Source organism: Roseateles koreensis (assembly GCF_028595305.1).
In the GTDB taxonomy this organism is placed as follows: domain Bacteria; phylum Pseudomonadota; class Gammaproteobacteria; order Burkholderiales; family Burkholderiaceae_C; genus Paucibacter_A; species Paucibacter_A koreensis.
Genome location: NZ_JAQQXS010000010.1, coordinates 29624 through 49936, shown reverse-complemented (window position 1 = coordinate 49936; position 20313 = coordinate 29624). Strand labels below are relative to the sequence as shown.

Below are 20313 nucleotides of genomic sequence, written 5' to 3'. Positions count from 1 at the left end.
CCGAGCGCAGCGCAGCGCCGGGCGGCGCTGCGCATGACGTGCTACGCGCGTCGCGCCATTCGTGTGCCGTGTCTTGTCGTCTGCGCCGAGCGCATCAAGCCTTGTACATCCAGGACCAAGGCCACGTCGCCGGAGCCAAGGATGGTCGAGCCCGCTAGGGCGCGCACATGTGCAAATATTTCAGGGAGTGGTTTGATGACCGTCTGGTGTTGCCCCATCAGACGATCCACGATCAGCCCCACACGTTCGTCTCCATAACGCACCACCACCACGCTGCGCCGGCGGCTGAAATCGGGCTCGACCTGGTAGAAGCGCGCAAGGTCCAACCAAGGCAGTACTTCCCCGCGCAAATTGAAGGTGCCCGACACCCGTTGGTCGTCTTTGCGGTGCTCGGCCGGCACATCAATGCATTCCGCCACCACCGACAGCGGCAACACGTAGTGCGCGCCGCTGACCATGGTGAGAAAGCCATCGATCATGGCCAGGGTCAAGGGCAGGCGGATCTGGGTCAGGGTGCCCCGACCCGGCTCGCTGGTGAGTGCGATGGTGCCCCGCAAGGATTCGATATTGCGTTTCACCACGTCCATGCCCACGCCTCGCCCGGACAGATCGGTCACCTGCTCCGCCGTCGAGAAGCCAGGCAGAAAAATAAGTTGCCACACCTCGTGATCGGTGAGCTCCTGCGTTGGGTTGATCAATTCGCGCTCAATGGCTTTGGTCACGATGCGTTCGCGCGCTAGGCCTCGCCCGTCGTCACTGACCTCGATCACAACGGCACCGGCTTCATGAAATGCATTCAAAGCAAGGCGCCCTTGCACGGGCTTGCCGGCTGCGAGGCGATCCGCCGCCGCTTCCAGCCCGTGATCCATGCTGTTGCGAACCAGGTGCATCAACGGGTCAGCCAGCCTTTCCACCATCGACTTGTCCAGTTCGGTATCGCCGCCTGACACCACCAAGTCCACCTCTTTGCCCAGTTGCTTTGAGATGTCGCGCACCACGCGTTGAAAGCGCCCGAAGGTTTCACCGATGGGCACCATGCGCAAGGCCAGTGCGCCATCGCGGGTGTCTTGCATCAAATCAACCACGCGGCGGGTGGCTTCCATCAAGACGTCCGTGCCCTCTTGATGGGCCAACATCTGTGCCCCCGATCCAGCGATCACCAACTCGCCGATCAGGTCAATAAGGTGATCGAGCTTGTCCGCCCGCACCCGAATGAAGCGCGTCTCATCGCCGGCCCGCCGGTCTCGGCCACCTTCCCGGCGATCACCTTCGCCGCTGCGCCGGTTCGCGCCCGCGACCACCGGCGCTTCGGTGCGCCGCTCGATCCGCGGCATCACCAGAGCGACCGGTTCAGAGTCTCCCGGCAGCTCAATCACGTCTTCACGCAGATCGAAGTGGTGCCCTTGCGCCAGCCAACAGTCATACAGTGCGGCGCGCGCAACAGCGTCTATGCCGCAACGCAACTCCGCCAGCGCTTCGAACTCGCTGGGCTTGGCATCCGGCGCCAGAATTTGCACGTCACTGTCATCAGTTGCAAATTCAAAGACTCCGGCGATTTCTTCCTTCCCGACCTCGGTTTTGAAGCGAACTTCAAATCCAAGATAGCAGGCTTCAGCGTCAATGGATTCCAACGCAGGAATGGCGGTTGTGAGCGTTCGGATGTGTCGTACTTCGCCCAGCTTGCTGAGGTAGCGCATGAAGGAGAGCGGGTCCAACCCATTGCGCAAAGCGTCGTTCAAGAAACGAATGGACAGATGCCAAACGGGCTCGACCACCACCGGCTCGGCGGCATCCTGCGACGTTATGGCCGGCGCTGAATCGGCCGCCGGTTCGGCGGGCGGCGCGCTGCCGCCATAGAGGGCGCGCAGCCGCACGGCCAAGGCGGCTCCGGTAGCTTCGGTCTGCGGTTCGGAGGCGTCGAGATGAACTTCTGAAAGCAGGCGCTCAATCTGATCCCGACTTTCCAGCAACGCGGCGGCAGTGGGCTCATCAAATGGGCGCTGGCCCGATCGCAAGGCTTCCAGCAGCGTTTCAGCCTCATGGGTAAAGGTGACGACCCGATCAAAGCCGAACAGCCCAGCCGTGCCTTTGATCGTGTGCGCCGCCCGAAAAGCTGCATTGAGCTGTTCCGCATCCTCGGGCGCATCCTCCAGGGCCAGCATGGCTTCTTCGAACTGGCGAAGCATGTCCTGCGCTTCGTCAATGAAACCTGCCCTGGCCGTGGCCAGTATTTCTGCATCGTCGTCACTCATTGACATGAATGCTCCCTTCGACGGGGCTTTGAGCCGGTGCGTGGAGTGCGGTCATTTCGCCAGTCAAGCCATAACAATCCAATGCGGACTGAACGGTAGGGCTGATGGCTTCAAGAGTCAGGCCGTACCCCAATGCCCCCACGCTGTGGCGCAGCGCAACCAGCAACTGAAGGCCGGCGCTGTCAATGTCCTCCACGGCGCTCAGATCCAGCGCAAGAGGACCCCTGAGGGTTGCCAATTGCTCCAGCCACCGAAGCTGTGTTTCAGCTGCGGCAGTTACTGTCAATTCCCCCCCCAGCTTCCACACCGTGGAGGTGGTGTCGCTGCCCATCTGCGTGTCCATGATGAGTGGCGATCAGACGCACAAACGATTGACCGCATCCACCAGTTGCGCGGGTTGAAAGGGCTTGGTGACCCAGGCTCTGGCACCGGCGGCACGCCCCTCGGCCTTTTTTGCCTCCTGTGACTCGGTGGTCAGCATGATCACGGGTGTGAATTTGTAGGCCGCCATCGATTTGATCTGCTTTAGGAAGGTCAGCCCGTCCATGTTCGGCATATTGACGTCACACACGATCAGATTGACCTTGGTCCCATTGAGCTTTGTTAGCGCGTCTTGACCGTCCGCGGCCTCAATCACGGTGTAACCGGCTTTTTGCAGCGCCAACTTGACCACCATGCGAAAGCTGCTGGAGTCATCGACGACCAAAATGGTTTTACTCATGGCTACCTCTATCCCTGTTTTTGAATATTCAAAATGATCAGCAAAAAATTGCTGTGCAACGAGTTGCTATAACTGGTTAAGTAACTTGTTATTTAAGCGGTGCTATCGATGGCTAAAAAAAGTCAACAGTCTCGGGGTTAGGAGCCTTCAATTCCCCTGCATGTGCTTGCCGTTGTTCTTCGGTGGTGTAGCGTGCGGACAACTCGTCAAGCCATTGTTCAGCATCGGCTGGGCCGCAGTGCGTCATTGCAGGGGCTTGTTGGAGATAGCGCTGAACGTCACTTTTGAGCACCAGGAGCATTTGGCTCAGACGATCGCCAAACTGCAAGGCGTGCATCGCCTGCATGCAGTGGGGTTCGAGTTGGTTCGCAAGTTCGGTCAAGGTCTCGTTGTCCGCTTCGGTGGCAGGCGCCACGAGACGGTGTTTGATCTGAGTGACCCCTTCATCCAAGCTGGAAACGCTGCTCAGCAACTCATGCGAGCCGAACTGCAGCACCTGATTCATGGCGTCGAACTGGTTCAACCAGACTGGAGCAATTTTCTCCAGCATCAATAGGCTGCCGTCGATTGAAGAGCGGCAGGTTTCGGCATTTGGGGATGGAGTTGAGTCGCCGGCGTTGACGGGTTTGTTGGCCGAGTAAATGGCGGGTGGAGAGGGGGCGCGCACGGCAGTCCGCTTCATCAGCCAGACTATCGCACCCAGGCTACACATGCCCACCCATTCGCCTCGCCAGAGCATGAGTAACAGCGCGGCGACCATGAAACCAGTCGTCAGCAGGCGCCAATCGGCGACCGCCAACATGCGCCGTCGGCGCGGTGCTTGAATCTCACGGTTGTCCCTGCGCTCACGCATCAATCTTGTCCCCTGGCAGCAATGCCAAAACGGCTTCGAACGGCGGATGAAGCGGTTTACCAAGTCTTGGCTTATCGCTTTTCTTGTGCCTGATTAGCTTTCAAATATGCATCGGTGTCAACTATCTAATGCCTTACTTAAGCGCATCTGATGTAAGCTTGTTGGCAGAGATTGAGTCGTCGGCAATAGGTGTCCCCAGCGATTGTTTGGCGACGGTGTTGTTGTGAGATTCGTTCCTGTGCGGGTCAGTTCGGCGAACAAAGATCAACCAACAGGCAATAGGCGGGCAAATCGATCATGGCAGGACTTTCTGACCCGTCATTTTTGGCCGTTACCGAGCACTTCTACAAGGTATCTGGCATACGCCTGACGGAATCAAAGCGAGCCTTGGTGGTCAGTCGGCTTCAACGCTTGGCGCTTGATAGCGGGATTGCGGATCTGGATCGGTTCGTCGATGTTCTCGTCAGAGGGCAGTTGCCCAAGCATGTTGAGGTGATGCTGATTGACAAGCTCACAACCAACGAAACCTATTTCTTTCGAGAGCCTGCGCATTTTGACGATTTGACCCGTCGAATTTCACAGGCCCAGGCCGTGAACAGAGAAGGGATGGTGGTCTGGAGCGCAGCCTCATCTTCGGGGGAAGAGGCCTACAGCATTGCCATGTTGCTGGCGGATCAATTGGGGAATATTCCCTGGCGGGTTTACGGCACCGACCTTTCCACCAGCGTGGTGGAAACGGCACGGCAAGGTCTATATTCCATGGAGCGTGCCCGTAATGTTCCGGCACCCTATCTGAAAAAGTTCTGTCTGCGCGGGGAGGGTGCTTATGAAGGACAACTGCTCATCGAAAGGTCTTTGCGGCAGCGTGTCGAGTTTCAGTGCGCCAATTTGCTGCACACCTTGCCGAAGCTGCCGATGTTTGACGTTATTTTTTTGCGCAATGTTTTGATCTACTTTGAAGGCGATGCCAAAGTGCAGATCATTCGCAATGTACTGACTCAGCTTAAGCCAGAGGGAGTCTTGTACACGGGACACGCGGAATCTTTGTCTGGGTTGGGGTTGCCTTTGCGCGCTGCCGCGCCGGCGATTTATCAACATGCCTGATAAATTTTCTTTGCCTTCTGCCACGGTGGGTTGGAAAAGTGGTCCCGGCCCCGTGATCCAACTGCTGCCTGGACAGTTGCACTTTGGCAAAGATGTTCAATTGAAGACGCTGCTGGGGTCTTGTGTTGCCTTGACACTGTGGCACCCCAAACTGAATGTTGGTGGCATGTGCCACTACTTGTTGCCCAGTCGTTTGCGCCGTGATTTCGATGAACCGCTGGACGGCCGCTATGGCGACGAGGCGGTGCAAACGCTGGTGTCTGCCCTGCAAAACTCTGGCGCGAAGTCGAGTGACTTTATTGCTCATCTATATGGGGGAGCAGACACGATCCCGGACGCCCTTAAAGTGAAATTCAATGTAGGCGAGCGCAATATCGAGCAGGCTTGGCGCCTGATCGATCAGCATGGTTTTCAACTGGACGGGGTGGACGTGGGCGACAACGTTCCCCGGCACGTCAGCATGGACTTGAGAACGGGCCTGGTTGGGGTGAAGCGCGGTCAGCCGGCTCAGTCAGGAAAAAAATAACGTACAGAAAATGTTGAGGACATGACAAATTCCATACGTGTTGCCTTGATTGATGATTCGGCGGTGGTGCGTAAACACTTGGCGGCCTTGCTTGAGAAAGCAGGCATGAAGGTCACCATCACTGCCAGTGATCCGCTGTTCGCCTGGCCCAAGCTGGAAGCGGATTGGCCAGATGTGGTGGTGCTGGACGTTGAAATGCCTCGGATGGACGGCTTGAGTTTTTTGCGCCAAATCATGAGCAGCCACCCACTGCCTGTGGTGATGTGCTCCACGCTTACCGAGGCGGGTTGTCAGACCACGATGGAAGCCATGTCGGCCGGAGCCGTGGGCTTTGTCACGAAGCCCAAGTTGGGCTTGCGTGATTTTCTTGAAGATGAAGGCAACGGTCTGGTGGCTGCCGTGCGTTCTGCCGCGCGGGCCAATGTTCAGGCCGCCAGTCGTTTGATCCGCCCGGTGGGTGCGGAGCTGGGGGCTGGTGCAGGTGCAGGTGCGGGTGCGGGTGCGGGTGCGGGAGGGCAAGCGTTGTCGCGTTCTGCTTTGGCGCCCCGACAGTCCTCGATGCCTGGCTTGCTGGCCGCGCCGCCCGGGGCCATGGCGATCACAACAGACCGCGTGATCGCGATTGGCAGTTCGACAGGGGGGGTGCAGACGATTGAAAGCTTGTTGGCCAATCTGCCTCGCACGGCCCCGGGTATCGTGCTCGTACAGCATATGCCGGAGCGTTTCACCAGCGCCTTCGCCTCGCGCTTGAACCAGATGACCGAGTTCGAGGTCTTGGAGGCGAAAGATGGCGACCGGGTCATCAACGGGCGGGTTTTGATCGCACCGGGTGGACGCCATATGCAACTGAAGCGGAGTGGTGCGCAGTACGTGGTTGAAATTCGTGACGGCCCCTTGGTCAACCACCATCGTCCGTCTGTCGATGTGTTGTTCCGTTCGGTTGCGCACTGCGCGGGCAAGAACGCCGTCGGCATCGTGCTCACGGGCATGGGGGACGATGGCGCACGCGGCTTGTTGGCGATGCGGCAGTCCGGAGCCCGAACGCTGGCTCAGGACGAAAGCAGCAGTGTGGTCTACGGCATGCCACGGGTCGCCATGGAAATGGGGGCAGCGGAGCGCAGCGTGGCATTGCAGAACATGCCACAGGTGTTGATGGAACTCTCGGCCGTGTCGGTCTGACAAGTCAGGATGGCGCGCATGGTCCAAGAAAAATCACCGGACGGAGCTTCCCCAATACTTTGGCGGCGCCTTTTGTATGGACGGACGGTGGCAAATGGATCAGCGCAGCACTTTTTTGATCGATTTCAGCAATTCCATTGGGCTGAACGGCTTGGTCAGGTAAGAGTCCGCCCCGGCAGACACGCCTGCCGCTTTGTCGGCCACCTGGCTTTTGGCAGACAACATGATCACGCGTGTGCGGCTCAGCCTCGAATCGCTCTTGACCTGTTTGCAGACTTCAGTGCCATCCATGCCACCGGGCATCATCACGTCGAGCAGAATCAAATCGGGCGTGACGCGTTTGGCGCTGGCCAGCGCGTCCGGACCGTTGGAGGCTTCGTAGATCTCGTAGTCTTCGAACTCCAGCGTCACTTTGATGAGCTCTCGAATTTCGGACTGATCTTCGACAATCAAGATCTTTTTCATGGTGTTTTCGTTCTACTTTGATGCAGATGCGAAATAGTACTATGGATAAACCTAACTACAAGATACTGAATTTTTGGGCGGCATGGCCGAAATCGCAATATCGCAGTCTCAGTTCAAATTTTGGAGCGCCTTGATGATCAAAACGCCTTGGTCCGACCAGTCGTCCATCGAAGCAGATCGCTTGGTTGTTGCCTTACTGGGTATGCAGTGTGTCTATGCGCTTGTTCTCGGCTGGACGACTGCGCACTTGAGTACCGCGCTCATGGCCGTGGCAATTTTGGTGGTTATCGCGATAGGTTTGCTTTGGAAACGGTTGCCCGGCCCTTGGAATGCGCTGATCTTGACTGCCATGTTGGGGGTTTCCGGTAATTTGGAGGTCTACTTGGATCCCGGAAATTTTGTGGCGCACGAAGGAATGTTCGTCAGCCTGTGCGTGCTACTGCTCTATGAAAATTGGCGGCCGGTGGTTTTCGCCGGGTTGTTGTTTATCGGCTCCCGATTGGCGTTTCAGGGCTGGTGGGATGGCGGTGGTATGGCGCTGACATCGCAGAAGGTGCTGATGTCCAATGCGCTCAGCGATGTCGTCATGGTCAGTTTTTTGACCGCGCTGATGGCGGCCTATTGCGTCAGGCAGGCCAAGCGTACCCAAGATAGTTTCGAGATGGAGTTTTTGGTGCGCGCCATGGGCAAAGATGGGCCTGTGCGCTTGCATATGGATGCCATCCGTGTTCAATCAAACGGCGCCACACGTCTGAAAGATGTGCAAATTCGCATGGCAAACACGCTGAAACAGGTGCGAGAAGTTATTTTCAGCGTGCATTCGGCGGCACAGGAAATGTCTGGCAGCAGCGCGGAGCTCAAGTCGCGTACCGACACCACCCACCAAGGCCTGGCTGATTCGGCCATGAGTCTGGAGCAGATCAACGTGATTGTTCAAGAAAGCGCCCGCGCGTCACGCGAGGCCCGGGAGTACGCGAATTCAGCCTCCGTTTTGGCCAACCGTGGTGGCGACGTGGTGAGCCAGATGGTCAGCGCCATGCAGGAGATTGACGGGTCCTCTCGCCGCATCACCGACATCATCGGCGTGATCGACAGCATCGCGTTTCAGACCAATATTTTGGCGCTCAATGCGGCCGTTGAAGCGGCACGTGCGGGGGAGCAAGGCCGGGGTTTTGCAGTGGTGGCCTCTGAAGTGCGTTCACTGGCCAAGCGCTCATCGGAAGCCGCACGTGAAATCAAGGGACTGATCGGTGCCTCCGTTGCAAGCGTTGAGCGAGGAACTCGTTTGGCTGATGATGCCGGCAAGGCCATGGGCGAGTTGGTGGCCTCTGTGAAGCAGGTGGGCCAGGTGTTTGAAAATCTGACTGCGGACTCGTCCGAACATGCTCAGGGGATTGACGTGATCACCTCCTCGGTTCGTGAACTGGGCTTGGTCACCCAACAAAATGTCCATGTGGCGGAGCGTTCTGGAGAAATGGCCTACGAGTTGCAGATCCAGGCCGCCAAATTGGCCGAAGTGCTCAGCGCTTTCCGCTTAGGGGACGATGACGCCGTTGAGCGAATCCGGGATGAGGCGCAGCAGGCTGTGGCGCGTGCTCAAGAGCAGCGGTCGATGAACCTCACTGGCCCGACTGTTGCAACGGCAGTGGGAGCGGGGGCTGCCAGTGTCGATTTTTTTTGAAAATTCAAGGCTGCGGATCTCCGGTGCGCCCAAAATTTTGGCGTCAATCTCATCTAAATATGTCCGCAGATGCCCGCATCGACAGGGAGGCTTCAACCATGAATCATCGGTGTGAAACGGGGCAGAAACTCCGCGCAGGTTGGGTGCTTTTGCGCGCCGTCGTGGGTTTGTTCTGCGGGTGGCTCACGGTGACGGCGGTTGCCGCGGCTGAGTATCGTTTTTCTCCGGTCAACCAGTCGAATATATCGACTGCGGCGGCCTATTGGAATCCAATAGTGGCTTATGTCTCTGAAAAAAGTGGCGTCAAGCTGAGTTTAAAAATTGGAAGAACCTCGGCCGATACCACGAGTTATGTGCTCGCTCAGGAGGTGGAATTTGTTTTTTCCAACCACTTATTCAGCCCCGACAGAGAGGCTTTGGGTTGGAAAGTGTTTGGGCGGCGCAATACCCCAGCGGTGCGTGGTCAGTTGGTGGTTTTGGCTGACTCGCCTATCAGCAATGTTGCCGAGTTGGAGGGTAAGGATATCGGCTTTCCGGGGCCTGAGGCATTTCTTGCTTACAAACTGCCTTATGGCTATTTATTGAATCAAAAAATCAATGCGCGCCCGGTTTTTGGCGGCAATATGGACGGCGCATTTGCGCAATTGATCAGTGGTAAGGTCACGGCGGTGGGGGCAAATTCTCAATTGGTTGAGGCCTACACCAAGCGGGAGAACAAGTACTTTCGCGTGCTGTGGTCGTCAGAGCCCATGTTTGACTTGGCATTGATGGCATCTTCCAAAGTCCCTGAAAAGGAGGTTGAAGCCGTGGCACGTGCATTTTTGGGGATGCAAAAAGACCCCCATGGCCGGGCGATTCTGGCGCAGGTCAATCAATTGATCGGCTTGGCGCCAGATATCCACTTCATCGCGGCAGACAGCAAAGACTACGCGTCTTATCGCCGGTTTTATCAGACCGCGCCCGTGCAGGTGCGCTGAAGTCTGGGGGGGCCAGCGCCATGAATTTGAGCAGGCTGCTTCCCAAGACACTCGTCGCACGTGTCTTTTTGCTGTATTCCTCGGCCATGCTTTTGTTCGTTGGCGTGGGGTTTGGCCTGTTCGTCGCGCACATCGCAAATACCACGTTGGATCAGGCGGGAGAAGAGGCCGAGGCGATTCTCGCGGTGGTCACTCCAGCCATTTCAGACTCCGCTGTGATTGGGGATTACGACAGCATTCAGCGCAGCTTGAATCGTTTGGTTACTGTGCCGATTTTCAACCGAGCTCGTTTCATCGACATCAAGGGCGCGTTGTTGGAGGTCAAGTCCAACGAGAGGTTGGGGGTTGAAGCGCCGGCCTGGCTGATTGAGCGTTTTCGGAATCGATTGGACGAGGCCAACGCCACGGTGGTGGTGGGGGGCAAAGATTACGGCGTGCTGCGTTTGACCTTCGGGGTTGAACGGATCGCCGCAGACATCTGGCGTGAGACTTTGTTCGCCATGGTGCTGGCCTTTGTCGGTTTGTGCAGCGGTGTGATTCTTGTCTGGTTTCCGTTGAAGCATTGGCTGGGGAATTTGGGCCGCATTCAGGCCTTCGGCGAAGAGCTTGGGCAAGCTGGCGGGCATCTGAGTCATGTGATTGATGAGGCCGCGCCGCTTGAATTCCGCCAGACTTTTGAGATATTGAACAAGGCGGCTGTGTCCTTGCAGGTTGAGCGTGCACAGGCTGCCGTGACGCTGGATGCGATTGCGGATGGTGTGGCCACCGTCAATCTGGATGGCTGTGTGGTGCTCGCCAACCCGATCTTGTGTCGCATGCTGGAAAAGACCAGCGCGGAGATTTTGGGGCAGCCCCTCAGCGCCTTGCTGCCTTCATTGCTGGACGATGGGCGCCTGATGGGGCCCTGGCGCGGTCGGCGCGTGCAGTCCTCGTCCTCCCGGCGGGCGTTGCAAGTTCTTGAAGCCAGTTTGGCCGTGGTGCTGTCCGACGACGGTCATTCAGCCGGGTGGGTACTTGCCCTGCGCGATGTGACCGATCAACAGCAACTCGAAGACCGCTTGAGAAGCGAGTTAGCTGCGCGCTCGAACGCTATGGCGTCTATGCGCCAGGTGTTGGAGGGCGCGGAAGCCGCCATACTTTTGAAGGCGGACCGAGACTCTGCTGATCAGGCCTCTGAGATTGAGTACCTATCGTGCCTTGTTGCTGATCTGGTCGATCGCCTGCAGGCGCAGGCGAGCCAACTTAACGCGATTTTTAGCCTAAGTCCGGACGGATTTGTGTCTTTTGACGATCAACGCCGGGTGCAGTTTGTCAGCCCCGCATTCGAGAAATTGACGGGCATCGGCGGTCAGGCTCTGTTGACGCATGACGAAAAGACGGTTGAGGCGCTTATCGCTGGCAAGCAGTCGCAGCGCGCCGCCAGGCCCTTCCATTTTGTTGATTTGACGCGGGCGGTGGCGCAGGTGACGGTGGCCGGGCCGCCGATGCGTATTCTGGAATTGGCACTTCACCGAGGCGAGGGCCACGAGGTTTCGCAGGTGCTGCATGTGCGTGATATCACCCACCATTTCGAGGTGGACCGCATGAAGAGCGAGTTCTTGTCGACGGCGGCGCACGAGTTGCGCACGCCGATGACCAGCATTCATGGCTTCACCGAGTTGCTCATGATGCGCACGCCAAGCCCAGGGCGGCTTCAAGACATGCTGGGGCGTATCCATCGGCAAAGCGTTGCCATGAACGCCATCCTTGATGAGTTGCTGGATCTGTCACGTATTGAAGCCCGTCGCGGCGCTGATTTCGTGCTGGTTGATGTGGACCTGATCGACTTCGTGCGGCAGACGGTGGGCGACTTCCGCCCACCTGACGGTCGGCCTGCACCGCAGCTTCAGCTTGATGGCGACGATTGCTGCGTGCGTGTGGACCGAGGCAAGATGCAGCAAACCTTGCGGAATCTTCTCTCAAATGCCTACAAGTACTCTCCCGAAGGCGGGAGCGTGGTCTTGCGCATTGAGTGGCCTGAGCCAGGGCAAGTTTGCCTGTCGATTCAAGACCATGGAATTGGCATGAGCGCGGAGGAGCTTTCACATGTGACCGAACGCTTTTATCGCGCCGACAAATCGGGCGCGATTCCGGGCACCGGCCTGGGCATGAGTATCGTCAAGGAGATTGTCGAGTTGCATGGGGGGCAGCTGAAGCTTGAAAGTCAAGTCGGGCAGGGGACAACGGTGAGCGTGTTGCTACCCACAATAGAGGTGCCCGCCATCACCTCGCCGGCCTCTCTTTTGATGTGAGCACAACACGCAACGTCAAACCAATATGTCGAACGAAGTTGCCAATCAAATCTCTGTCGATCAATTGCGGGTAGGCGTGTATGTCTATCTCGATGTCGGCTGGATGCACCATCCCTTCAACTTCAACAATTTCAAAATCCGCACCGAAGAGCAACTGGCCACGATCCAGGGTTTGGGCCTGGGGCTTGTTCGTTGGGACCCGGCGCGCAGTGATATCAAGCCGCTGGCGAAATCTGAAATTTCGGGGGCTGCCGCGGTGCCACAGGTGCCTACACAAGAAAGTGAGGCGGCCAAGGCGGAATTGGCGCGGTTGATGGCGGTCAAGGAAGAGCGCATTCGAAAGCAAGCGGAGCATCGGCAGAAGATTGAAAAAGTCGAACGTGCGTTTGCCAACGCCGCCGCTGTGATCAAAGGAGTCAATAAATCGATTTACGCGCAGCCTCAGCAAGCCATGGCTGACACGGCTCAATTGATTGCGGGCATGGTGGATGAGTTGCTGGGAGCGCCTGATCTTGCCATTCAAGTCATGGCCGACAAGCCGGGGAACGAAGATGTCTATCTCCATTCGCTCAACGTGTCGGTGCTGGCCATGGTGTTGGGCAAAGAAATGAACATGCCAGCCGAGTTGATCAAACTGGTGGGATCGGCTTCGATCTTTCATGACATCGGCCTGAATGATGTGCCGGACCGCATCCTCCATGCCACGGGGCCGCTCACGAAGGCTGAGCGTGAATTCCGGGAACTGCACACTCAATATGGGTTTGATCTGGCTCGAAAAATTGGCCTGCCGGTGTCTGTTGCCAATATCGTGGCTCAGCATCATGAGTTGTATGACGGCTCGGGCTATCCCAAGCGGCTGAAAGGCGACGCGATTGATCCGTTGGCCCGCCTGGTTTGTGTGATCAACGCCTATGACAATTTGTGCAATCCGGTTCAGGTCGCCAATGCAATGACGCCGCACATGGCTTTGTCATCCATGTTTGCCCAGCAACGCAGCCAGTTCGATGTTCGTTTCTTGCAAGCCTTCATCAAGTTCATGGGCGTGTATCCACCGGGAACCTTGGTGGGACTCTCCAACGACGCCATTGGGTTGGTGGTGCGCGTCAATTCAAAGCGTCCCTTGCGACCTACGGTCATTGTTTATGACGCGGGTGTCCCCAAGAGCGAAGCCATGATGCTCGACTTGGACGAGGAGCCCGACATCAACATCACCAAGGCTTACAAGCCGAGCCAGTTGCCACAGTCGGTCTATGAGTATCTGGCACCGCGCAAACGGGTGAATTACTACTTCGACGCGGGGGCTGGCGCATGAGTTGGGATGCCGCCACGCTCGACCGTGTCATGCGGGATCAGACCGCCGAGATGCTTTTGGTGGTTGACCCAACCTCCCTATGCATTGTGGCGGCCAACCGGCAAGCCGAGGTGATGTTGGGCTATGAGGCGGTGCCGTTGATTGGGCGGGCCATCACCGATGTGGAAAGCGGTTTGGCTGATATCTTTTATTGGGAGGACGTTCAGCGGGGCGGTGAAGCGGACATCGACGACGCAGAAAGTATGTACGTGGGGGGGGACGGACTGGCCATTTCGGTGGTGAAGACCATCCGGCGCTTGCGCTCGGACGACGGCGATTTGCTGGTGCTCAGGGTTCGGGATGGTGAAAGCCTGCGCCGGGCCGAGACCAAGCTTGAACAGATGTCATCCCAGCTACAAGCTACGCTGGAGTCGATTTGGGACGGCATTTTGGTGCTAGATGTGGCCGGTCAGATCGCCAATATGAATCGTCAGTTCAGCACCATGTGGGGCATTCCCGAGTCGGTCATGCTGGGCGACAGCGATGCCATTAAAGCTTGGTTGCAAGCGCAGGTGGATGGGCAAGAGCCCGTGTTGCCGGATGTTGATTCAACCGCGCGAGACGAGGGTGTTGAGGGGTTTGCCATTGTCAAACTGAAGTCGGGCAAGTTGTTTGAGCGGCGTGCCCGCGTGCAGCGGGTGCACGATGACGTGGTCGGACTGGTGGCCAGTTTCCATGACATCACTGAACTGATGTCGGCCAAGCGGGAGGCTGAAGCAGCGTCTCAGTCCAAGAGCCAATTCCTGGCCAATATGAGCCATGAAATCCGTACACCCATGAATGCCATCCTGGGCATGCTCAAGTTATTGCAGCGAACCGAATTGACGGCACGTCAGCATGACTACGTCACCAAGACCCGCGGCGCGGCGCGCTCATTGTTGGGCTTGCTCAATGACATTCTCGATTTCTCTAAGATCGAGGCGGGCAAGATGACACTGGACCTCCAGCCTGTTGTGCTTGATCAGGTGTTTGGTGATTTGAGCGTCATTTTGTCAGCCTACGTTGGCGCCAAGCCGGTTGAACTCCTGTTTGACATGGATGCCGCCTTGCCTCATTTGTTGATGCTGGACGCCCTGCGCTTGCAGCAAGTGTTGGTCAATCTGGCTGGCAACGCCATCAAGTTCACCGATCAAGGGGAGGTGGTGGTGAGCGTCAAGGTTCTTACCGTGAGCGCGGATGCCGTGCAGTTGAAATTTGCGGTACGCGACACCGGCATCGGTATCGCGCAAGCGCATCAGGAGAAGATTTTTTCCGGATTCACACAGGCGGAAGCCGGCACCACCCGCCGCTTCGGGGGCACTGGCTTGGGCTTGGTCATCAGTCAAAGTCTGGTGGCTTTGATGGGCGGCCAGTTGCAGCTTGAAAGTTGCCCGGGGCAGGGAAGCGTTTTTTCGTTTGAGTTGACGATCGCCATACCTGGCACCCTCGGCACAGCCAATGCAAGCAGCCAACTCAGCGACAGCAATGGGGCTGATGTACATCAGGCTGCGCAGTCGGAAGATGCTTTGGCGGCTGCGCCACTGAGGCTGTTGGTGGTGGACGATCAGCCGCTTGCCCGTGAACTGATCAGCAAGCTTGGTGGCGGCCTGGGCTGGCAGGTTGAGAGTTTCGCCAGTGGCAATGCCTTGTGTGCGAGCTTGAGTTCGCTCGCGCAAAAAGGCGCCCGTTACGACGCGGTACTGCTGGATTGGGATATGGCGGGCATGGATGGTCTGGAGACGGCGCGGGCCCTGCGAGCCAACCGGGCTTTGGGTGATGTGCCGATCTTGATGATGGTGACGGCCCATGGTCGGGAAGAGTTGGCGCACCGCGACGAGTCCGGCTCGTCACTGGTGAGCGGGTATTTGTCCAAACCGGCAACGGCGTTGATGTTGCGTGAGGCCGTTGCGGGTGTGTTGGGCGAGGCGGGCGGTGGTGCCGTCCTCCAGCAGCTGCCGTCGACTGAACAATTGCTGAAAGAGCTGCGCTTGCTGGTGGTTGAAGATAACCTTGACAATCAGCAGGTCGCGAAAGAATTGTTAGAAGATATGGGCGCTTGGGTGAAGCTGGCGTCTGATGGTCGGGAGGCGGTCGAGTTGCTGCAGCGGGACCCGGCAGGATTTGATGCCATCTTGATGGATGTTCAGATGCCCGTCATGGATGGGCTCACGGCAACGCGCATCATTCGCCGAGAGTTGAATTTGCGTGTGCCTATTCTGGCCATGTCGGCCAGCGCCACGGAAGCCGACCGGGACGAATGCCTGGGCGCTGGCATGGACTCGCATGTTGGCAAGCCCTTTGAGATCGAACATTTGGCCCGCGTGATTCAGCGTCTCACCGCCAAGGAAACACCTGTGGAAGAGTTCTTCGAATTGCCGACGCTCAAAGTCCCTGCGTCCTTGTTGACGGAAGTTGCCGCGCAGGGCATTGATGCGCAGGACGCCATGGACCGGTTCATGGGCCGGACGGATATGTATCAGCGATTCGCACGCTCCTTCGCCGCCAGCGCGGCGACATTGCCCGCGACGCTGGGCGCTCTGCTGGTGGCCAACGATTGGGAGAGCGCGGTTTTGCAGATTCATACCTTCAAAGGCATGGCGGCGACCCTGGGCGCCAAAGATCTGGCGGCCCTGGCGTTGGACGGCGAAAACCTGATGCGCGATAGCGATCTGCGTGCGCGAGAGTGGCTGGCGGCGGCGGCACCGCGAATCGAGGTCCATGTGGGGCACATCATCCAGTTGGCTGAGGCGCTGAGCGGTTTGCAAGCCGATGCGGAGGGTGGGGCGTAAAGTATCAGGGCGTGGCGTCAGCCCCTTGCTTGTGTCGGCATTGATAATGTCGCGGAAACAGGAGACTTGGCATGCAACCCTTGGATGATCCCCGCCGCGACCGTGAAGTCGGTTCGCGCGATGAAACCCGCGACACCACCCGCACCGACGACACCCGGATTGGCGCTGTGCGCCCCTTGATTTCGCCCGCATTGCTGCTGGATGAACTGCCCCCGCCCGATGCCGCCCTGGAGTTGGTGGAACGTGCACGCCGCGACATTTCGGCAGTCTTGCATGGGCAGGATGACCGCCTGCTTGTGGTGGTCGGACCGTGTTCGATCCACGATCATGATCAGGCCATGGATTACGCCCGCCTGCTCAAGTCGTTGGACGATGAACTCAAGCAAGATTTGTTGCTGGTGATGCGGGTCTATTTCGAGAAGCCCCGTACTACCGTCGGTTGGAAAGGCTATATCAACGATCCGCGAATCGACGGCAGTTTCCACATGAACGAAGGTTTGCGTCTGGCGCGCAAATTGTTGCTTGAGGTGACCAGTCTTGGCTTGCCCGCGGGCACCGAATTCTTGGATTTGCTGTCGCCGCAATACATCTCCGATCTGATCGCTTGGGGGGCCATCGGCGCCCGCACCACAGAGAGCCAGAGCCACCGGCAACTCGCCTCCGGCATGAGCTGCCCCGTGGGCTTCAAAAATGGCACCGACGGCGGTATCAAAGTGGCCAGCGACGCTGTCTTGGCAGCCAGCGCCAGCCACGCCTTCATGGGCATGACCAAGATGGGGGCTGCCGCGATTTTCGAGACGCGCGGCAACGACGATTGCCACATCATTTTGCGGGGCGGCAAGGCGCCGAATTACGATGCGGCCTCCGTCGAGGCTGCCTGCGCTGCTATGCGCAGCGCGGGCCTGCGTGAGCAGGTCATGGTGGATTTTTCTCACGCCAATTCCAGTAAAAAGTTCGAGCGGCAAATTGAGGTTGGCCAAGACGTTGCGACGCAAATCGCCGGTGGCGATTCACGCATCACCGGGGTGATGATCGAGAGCCACCTGCAACCGGGCCGCCAAGACCTTGCTGCGGGTCAGACCAAGGCTGATTTGCTGCCGGGGGTGTCCATTACCGATGCCTGCCTGGGATGGAGCCAGACCGAGCCGCTGCTGCGCAGCTTGGCGGCTGCGGTGCGGGCGCGCCGACAGCGCTAGTCAGGCTGACCGGGCCCCGGCGCATCGATTGCCGGCTCCCTTCGGTTCAGGCTGCTGGCGCCGCCTGAACCTGGTTTGGCGCCCGCCAACGGCGCGTCTGTCGCACCGGGGTGGGGCGCGAGTGCCGCGCTGCCTAGAGTTCAGTCATTGCAACGTCAAATGGAGACAAGCGATGACACGAACATACAGACTCGCCCTGATGCTGCCCCTGATGGGCGCGCTGCTGGGGGCCCAAGCAGCCCAGGCCGCAGACATGACCTTGGAGGTGCAAGGCATCTCTGCGAACGAGGGACAGATTCTTGTCGCGGTTTTTGCCGAGACGAAAGATTGGCTGCGCCGCCCGGTGCTTGTGGCCCGTGCTGACGCTGCGGAACAAAAAAACGGCACGCTATTGATCCAGCTGCACGACTTGCCGGAGGGCGTTCTCGCGCTGAATGTCACGCACGATTTAAATGGCAATGGCCGCTTGGACATGAACGCCATGGGCCTCCCGATCGAGCCCTACGGCTTCTCCAACAATGCGGTCGGCATGTTCGGCCCGCCGAGCTTTGAGAAGGCTGCGTTCTCTGTGACCCAGGGCGCTCGCATCGCGGTGCAACTCAACTGAGCGCGGCGGAGGTGATGATGCAACGACGTGATCTTCTCAAGGCGGGGCTGCAACACGTCGCAGGCCTCGGTGCTGTGGCGGCATGGCCCGGCGCGTGGGCTCAGGGCGACGGGCGTGATGTGTGTGATGTGCACGATGCGTGTCCTCAAGGCGCCTTCACCCAAGCGCCGGAATTGGCCCCTCTCTTTGGCTTGCCGGTGGATGAGTTGGATGCGCGGGATCTGGTCGTCGAAGGCCGTTTGCCCGTCGGTTTGCGCGGGGTGTATTACAAGAACGGACCTGGCCTGATGGCCCGTGGCGGGGAACGCTATCAGCATTGGTTTGATGGCGACGGCCTGGTGCAGGCCTGGAGATTCACCGACCAGGGGGTGAGCCATTGCGCCCGGTTTGTGCAGACGGCAAAATTTCGGGCGGAGCGTGCTGCGGGCCGCTTTTTGGTGCCCGGGTATGGCACGGCCATTCCGGCTCGAATGCCGGTACGCGGGCCCGACAGCTTGAACACCGCCAACACCAGCGTCTTGCTGCAGGGCGACAAACTCTATGCCTTGTGGGAGGGCGGTAGCGTGCACGAGTTGGACCCGCAGACTTTGGCCACTCGCGGGCTGAAGACTTGGTCGCCGAATTTGGCCGGAATGCCTTTTTCCGCACACCCCAAGGTTGAGGCCGATGGCACGGTGTGGAATTTCGGTACCTCAGGCCACCACATGGCGCTGTATCAGCTCTCGGCGGCGGGTCAGGTTTTGCGCAGCACGGTGTTTGAGATGCCCAGCGCCTGCGCCATGGTGCATGACTTTGCGGTGTCTCAGCGCTGTCTGGTGTTTTTGCTACCGCCGATTGAACTGGATCTGGCCGCACTCAAAGCGGGCGAAAGCATGGTGGGCGCGATGCGATGGCAGGCCCAGGAAGCGACACGGATCTTGCTGATCGACAAGGCGGACTTCAATCAACGCCGGGTGCTGGAGATTCCGGCCTGCATGGCCTTCCACTTCGGCAATGCCTGGGATGACGGCCAGCAATTGCATCTCGACTACGTGCAAAATCGCGACCTGCCAGCTGCCAATCAGGTGTTTCGCCAAATCATGCGCGGTGAACGCCCTGGCGCTTCGGAAGTGCCCGCAACGCCCCGCTTCATGCGCATTGACCTGGCCAGCGGGCGCATCGAATTGCAGTCCCGCGACGAGGCGGTGGAGTTCCCTTCGGTCGACCCCCGCTTTGTCGCACAGCGCTACCGGCACGTCTACTACCCAAGTTCGGTGGACCTGGGTGATCGTTGGGGCTTTGATGGCTTGCTGCATGTCGACATTGAGAGCGGCCGGCGCGATCGATTCAGCTTCGGCAAGGAGGTGGTCGTTGAGGAGCATGTGCTGGTCCCCAAACCGGGCCGCCGGCAAGAGGGCGAGGGTTGGCTGCTCGGCCTGTGTTACGACACCCGGCGCCAACGCAGCTTTGCCAGCGTATTCGACGCACAGGCGCTGAGCGCCGGGCCGCTGGCCAAAGTCTGGTTGCCGTACTGGGTCACTTACGGCTTCCACGGTAAGTTCTATGCCGCTTGATTCAGGCATTAGCCCCTGGGTACGCCGGGATGTTTGGGCGGGCCCTGGGACTGGGGATAATGGTGACATTCCCATCCCCTTCATCCCCTTCATCATGACTCAAGACGAACTCAAGACCCTGGTCGGCCAGGCGGCTCTTCAATATGTGCAGCCCGGTACGGTTATTGGTGTGGGTACGGGCTCCACGGTGGACAAGTTCATCGACGCTCTGGCCTCCAGCGGAATTCAGATTGCAGGCGCCGTGAGCAGCTCGGTGCGCTCCACTGAGCGCATGAAGTCGCTGGGCATCGCCGTTTTGGACGCCGACAAAGTGACTGCTTTGGGCGTCTATATCGACGGCGCTGACGAGATCGATCACGGTGGAAACATGATCAAGGGCGGCGGCGCCGCGCTGACGCGCGAGAAGATCGTGGCCGACTTGGCGACTCAGTTTGTTTGTATTGCCGATGAGAGCAAGCTGGTGGATGCCCTGGGCAAATTTCCGCTGCCCGTGGAGGTGATTCCCATGGCTGCTGCGCAAATTGCGCGCCGCTTTGCGGCCATGGGTGCCGAGGCCACGCTGCGCGCCGGCGTGGTGACCGACAACAGCTGCCACATTCTGGACGTGCGCGGCCTGACGATCACCGCCCCCCTGGCGTTTGAAACGGAAGTGAATCAGTGGCCCGGCGTGGTCACCGTGGGCGTGTTTGCCCGTCACCGTGCCAGTGTCTGTCTGCTGGGCACTGCCAGCGGCGTGAAGACGTTGGCTTTCGGGCAATAAGTCGGCAGCGTCTTTTGACGTTGAGCGTT

The 20313-nt window shown here is 58.6% G+C and carries 17 protein-coding genes; 12 read left to right on the top strand and 5 right to left on the bottom strand.

Annotated elements, in window-relative coordinates:
• Positions 1-41: 41 nt before the first annotated feature.
• The 4 genes from PRZ01_RS12250 to PRZ01_RS12235 form a co-directional block, all read right to left on the bottom strand.
• A complete protein-coding gene (locus PRZ01_RS12250; RefSeq protein WP_273597080.1) occupies positions 42-2258 on the bottom strand; it encodes a chemotaxis protein CheA in 2217 nt (738 codons plus the stop codon).
• Positions 2245-2595 (bottom strand): STAS domain-containing protein, encoded by a 351-nt coding sequence (locus PRZ01_RS12245; RefSeq protein ID WP_273597079.1) that lies wholly within the window; start codon positions 2593-2595, stop codon positions 2245-2247. The genes PRZ01_RS12250 and PRZ01_RS12245 overlap by 14 nt, the downstream gene beginning before the upstream one ends.
• A 12-nt stretch (positions 2596-2607) precedes the next feature.
• The gene (locus PRZ01_RS12240) at positions 2608-2973 is read right to left on the bottom strand and encodes a response regulator (RefSeq protein WP_273597078.1); all 366 of its coding nucleotides are present in this window, start codon (positions 2971-2973) and stop codon (positions 2608-2610) included.
• A 112-nt stretch (positions 2974-3085) separates the two neighbouring features.
• Complete coding sequence (locus PRZ01_RS12235) at positions 3086-3826, bottom strand: hypothetical protein (RefSeq protein WP_273597077.1); 741 nt, start codon at positions 3824-3826, stop codon at positions 3086-3088.
• A 297-nt stretch (positions 3827-4123) separates the two neighbouring features.
• Here PRZ01_RS12235 and PRZ01_RS12230 point away from each other — a divergent pair, with 297 nt between their 5' ends.
• The 3 genes from PRZ01_RS12230 to PRZ01_RS12220 are packed head-to-tail and all read left to right on the top strand — an operon-like array spanning position 4124 to position 6635.
• The gene (locus PRZ01_RS12230) at positions 4124-4930 is read left to right on the top strand and encodes a CheR family methyltransferase (protein WP_273597076.1); all 807 of its coding nucleotides are present in this window, start codon (positions 4124-4126) and stop codon (positions 4928-4930) included.
• A 52-nt stretch (positions 4931-4982) separates the two neighbouring features.
• On the top strand, positions 4983-5456 hold the full coding sequence (locus PRZ01_RS12225) for a chemotaxis protein CheD (RefSeq protein WP_273597075.1): 474 nt from the start codon (positions 4983-4985) through the stop codon (positions 5454-5456).
• Positions 5457-5477: 21 nt separating this feature from the next.
• Positions 5478-6635: a protein-glutamate methylesterase/protein-glutamine glutaminase gene (locus tag PRZ01_RS12220; protein ID WP_273597074.1), complete on the top strand. Its 1158-nt coding sequence runs from the start codon at positions 5478-5480 to the stop codon at positions 6633-6635.
• 99 nt (positions 6636-6734) lie between these two features.
• Here the strand turns inward: PRZ01_RS12220 and PRZ01_RS12215 are convergent, their stop codons facing one another.
• Complete coding sequence (locus tag PRZ01_RS12215; protein WP_273597073.1) at positions 6735-7100, bottom strand: response regulator transcription factor; 366 nt, start codon at positions 7098-7100, stop codon at positions 6735-6737.
• Positions 7101-7233: 133 nt separating this feature from the next.
• Here PRZ01_RS12215 and PRZ01_RS12210 point away from each other — a divergent pair, with 133 nt between their 5' ends.
• The 9 genes from PRZ01_RS12210 (at position 7234) to rpiA (ending at position 20284) form a co-directional block, all read left to right on the top strand.
• Positions 7234-8781, top strand: coding sequence for a methyl-accepting chemotaxis protein (locus tag PRZ01_RS12210; protein ID WP_273597072.1), 1548 nt, complete (start codon positions 7234-7236; stop codon positions 8779-8781).
• A 59-nt stretch (positions 8782-8840) separates the two neighbouring features.
• Complete coding sequence (locus PRZ01_RS12205; RefSeq protein WP_273597071.1) at positions 8841-9758, top strand: phosphate/phosphite/phosphonate ABC transporter substrate-binding protein; 918 nt, start codon at positions 8841-8843, stop codon at positions 9756-9758.
• A gap of 20 nt (positions 9759-9778) precedes the next feature.
• Positions 9779-12049: a PAS domain-containing sensor histidine kinase gene (locus PRZ01_RS12200; protein WP_273597070.1), complete on the top strand. Its 2271-nt coding sequence runs from the start codon at positions 9779-9781 to the stop codon at positions 12047-12049.
• 25 nt (positions 12050-12074) lie between these two features.
• Entirely contained in the window at positions 12075-13361 is a 1287-nt protein-coding gene (locus PRZ01_RS12195; protein WP_273597069.1) for an HD-GYP domain-containing protein, read from the top strand.
• Positions 13358-16168, top strand: coding sequence for a hybrid sensor histidine kinase/response regulator (locus PRZ01_RS12190; protein ID WP_273597068.1), 2811 nt, complete (start codon positions 13358-13360; stop codon positions 16166-16168). Before PRZ01_RS12195 ends, PRZ01_RS12190 begins: the two co-directional genes overlap by 4 nt.
• A gap of 71 nt (positions 16169-16239) precedes the next feature.
• Complete coding sequence (locus tag PRZ01_RS12185) at positions 16240-17364, top strand: 3-deoxy-7-phosphoheptulonate synthase (RefSeq protein ID WP_273597067.1); 1125 nt, start codon at positions 16240-16242, stop codon at positions 17362-17364.
• Between the two features lie 172 nt (positions 17365-17536).
• On the top strand, positions 17537-17971 hold the full coding sequence (locus PRZ01_RS12180) for a DUF2141 domain-containing protein (protein ID WP_273597066.1): 435 nt from the start codon (positions 17537-17539) through the stop codon (positions 17969-17971).
• Between the two features lie 14 nt (positions 17972-17985).
• The gene (locus PRZ01_RS12175) at positions 17986-19524 is read left to right on the top strand and encodes a carotenoid oxygenase family protein (RefSeq protein WP_273597065.1); all 1539 of its coding nucleotides are present in this window, start codon (positions 17986-17988) and stop codon (positions 19522-19524) included.
• Between the two features lie 94 nt (positions 19525-19618).
• Positions 19619-20284: a ribose-5-phosphate isomerase RpiA gene (gene rpiA / locus PRZ01_RS12170; protein WP_273597064.1), complete on the top strand. Its 666-nt coding sequence runs from the start codon at positions 19619-19621 to the stop codon at positions 20282-20284.
• Positions 20285-20313: the final 29 nt, after the last annotated feature.

Bases quoted from the DNA above. Each gene is read 5' to 3' on its own strand.
- PRZ01_RS12195 (WP_273597069.1), top strand. From the start codon at position 12,075: ATGTCGAACGAAGTTGCCAATCAAATCTCTGTCGATCAATTGCGGGTA.
- PRZ01_RS12220 (WP_273597074.1), top strand. From the start codon at position 5,478: ATGACAAATTCCATACGTGTTGCCTTGATTGATGATTCGGCGGTGGTG.
- PRZ01_RS12240 (WP_273597078.1), bottom strand. From the start codon at position 2,973: ATGAGTAAAACCATTTTGGTCGTCGATGACTCCAGCAGCTTTCGCATG.
- PRZ01_RS12245 (WP_273597079.1), bottom strand. From the start codon at position 2,595: ATGGACACGCAGATGGGCAGCGACACCACCTCCACGGTGTGGAAGCTG.
- PRZ01_RS12235 (WP_273597077.1), bottom strand. From the start codon at position 3,826: ATGCGTGAGCGCAGGGACAACCGTGAGATTCAAGCACCGCGCCGACGG.
- PRZ01_RS12185 (WP_273597067.1), top strand. From the start codon at position 16,240: ATGCAACCCTTGGATGATCCCCGCCGCGACCGTGAAGTCGGTTCGCGC.
- PRZ01_RS12200 (WP_273597070.1), top strand. From the start codon at position 9,779: ATGAATTTGAGCAGGCTGCTTCCCAAGACACTCGTCGCACGTGTCTTT.
- PRZ01_RS12205 (WP_273597071.1), top strand. From the start codon at position 8,841: ATGTCCGCAGATGCCCGCATCGACAGGGAGGCTTCAACCATGAATCAT.
- PRZ01_RS12215 (WP_273597073.1), bottom strand. From the start codon at position 7,100: ATGAAAAAGATCTTGATTGTCGAAGATCAGTCCGAAATTCGAGAGCTC.
- PRZ01_RS12210 (WP_273597072.1), top strand. From the start codon at position 7,234: ATGATCAAAACGCCTTGGTCCGACCAGTCGTCCATCGAAGCAGATCGC.
- PRZ01_RS12180 (WP_273597066.1), top strand. From the start codon at position 17,537: ATGACACGAACATACAGACTCGCCCTGATGCTGCCCCTGATGGGCGCG.
- PRZ01_RS12190 (WP_273597068.1), top strand. From the start codon at position 13,358: ATGAGTTGGGATGCCGCCACGCTCGACCGTGTCATGCGGGATCAGACC.
- PRZ01_RS12250 (WP_273597080.1), bottom strand. From the start codon at position 2,258: ATGTCAATGAGTGACGACGATGCAGAAATACTGGCCACGGCCAGGGCA.
- PRZ01_RS12175 (WP_273597065.1), top strand. From the start codon at position 17,986: ATGATGCAACGACGTGATCTTCTCAAGGCGGGGCTGCAACACGTCGCA.
- rpiA (WP_273597064.1), top strand. From the start codon at position 19,619: ATGACTCAAGACGAACTCAAGACCCTGGTCGGCCAGGCGGCTCTTCAA.
- PRZ01_RS12230 (WP_273597076.1), top strand. From the start codon at position 4,124: ATGGCAGGACTTTCTGACCCGTCATTTTTGGCCGTTACCGAGCACTTC.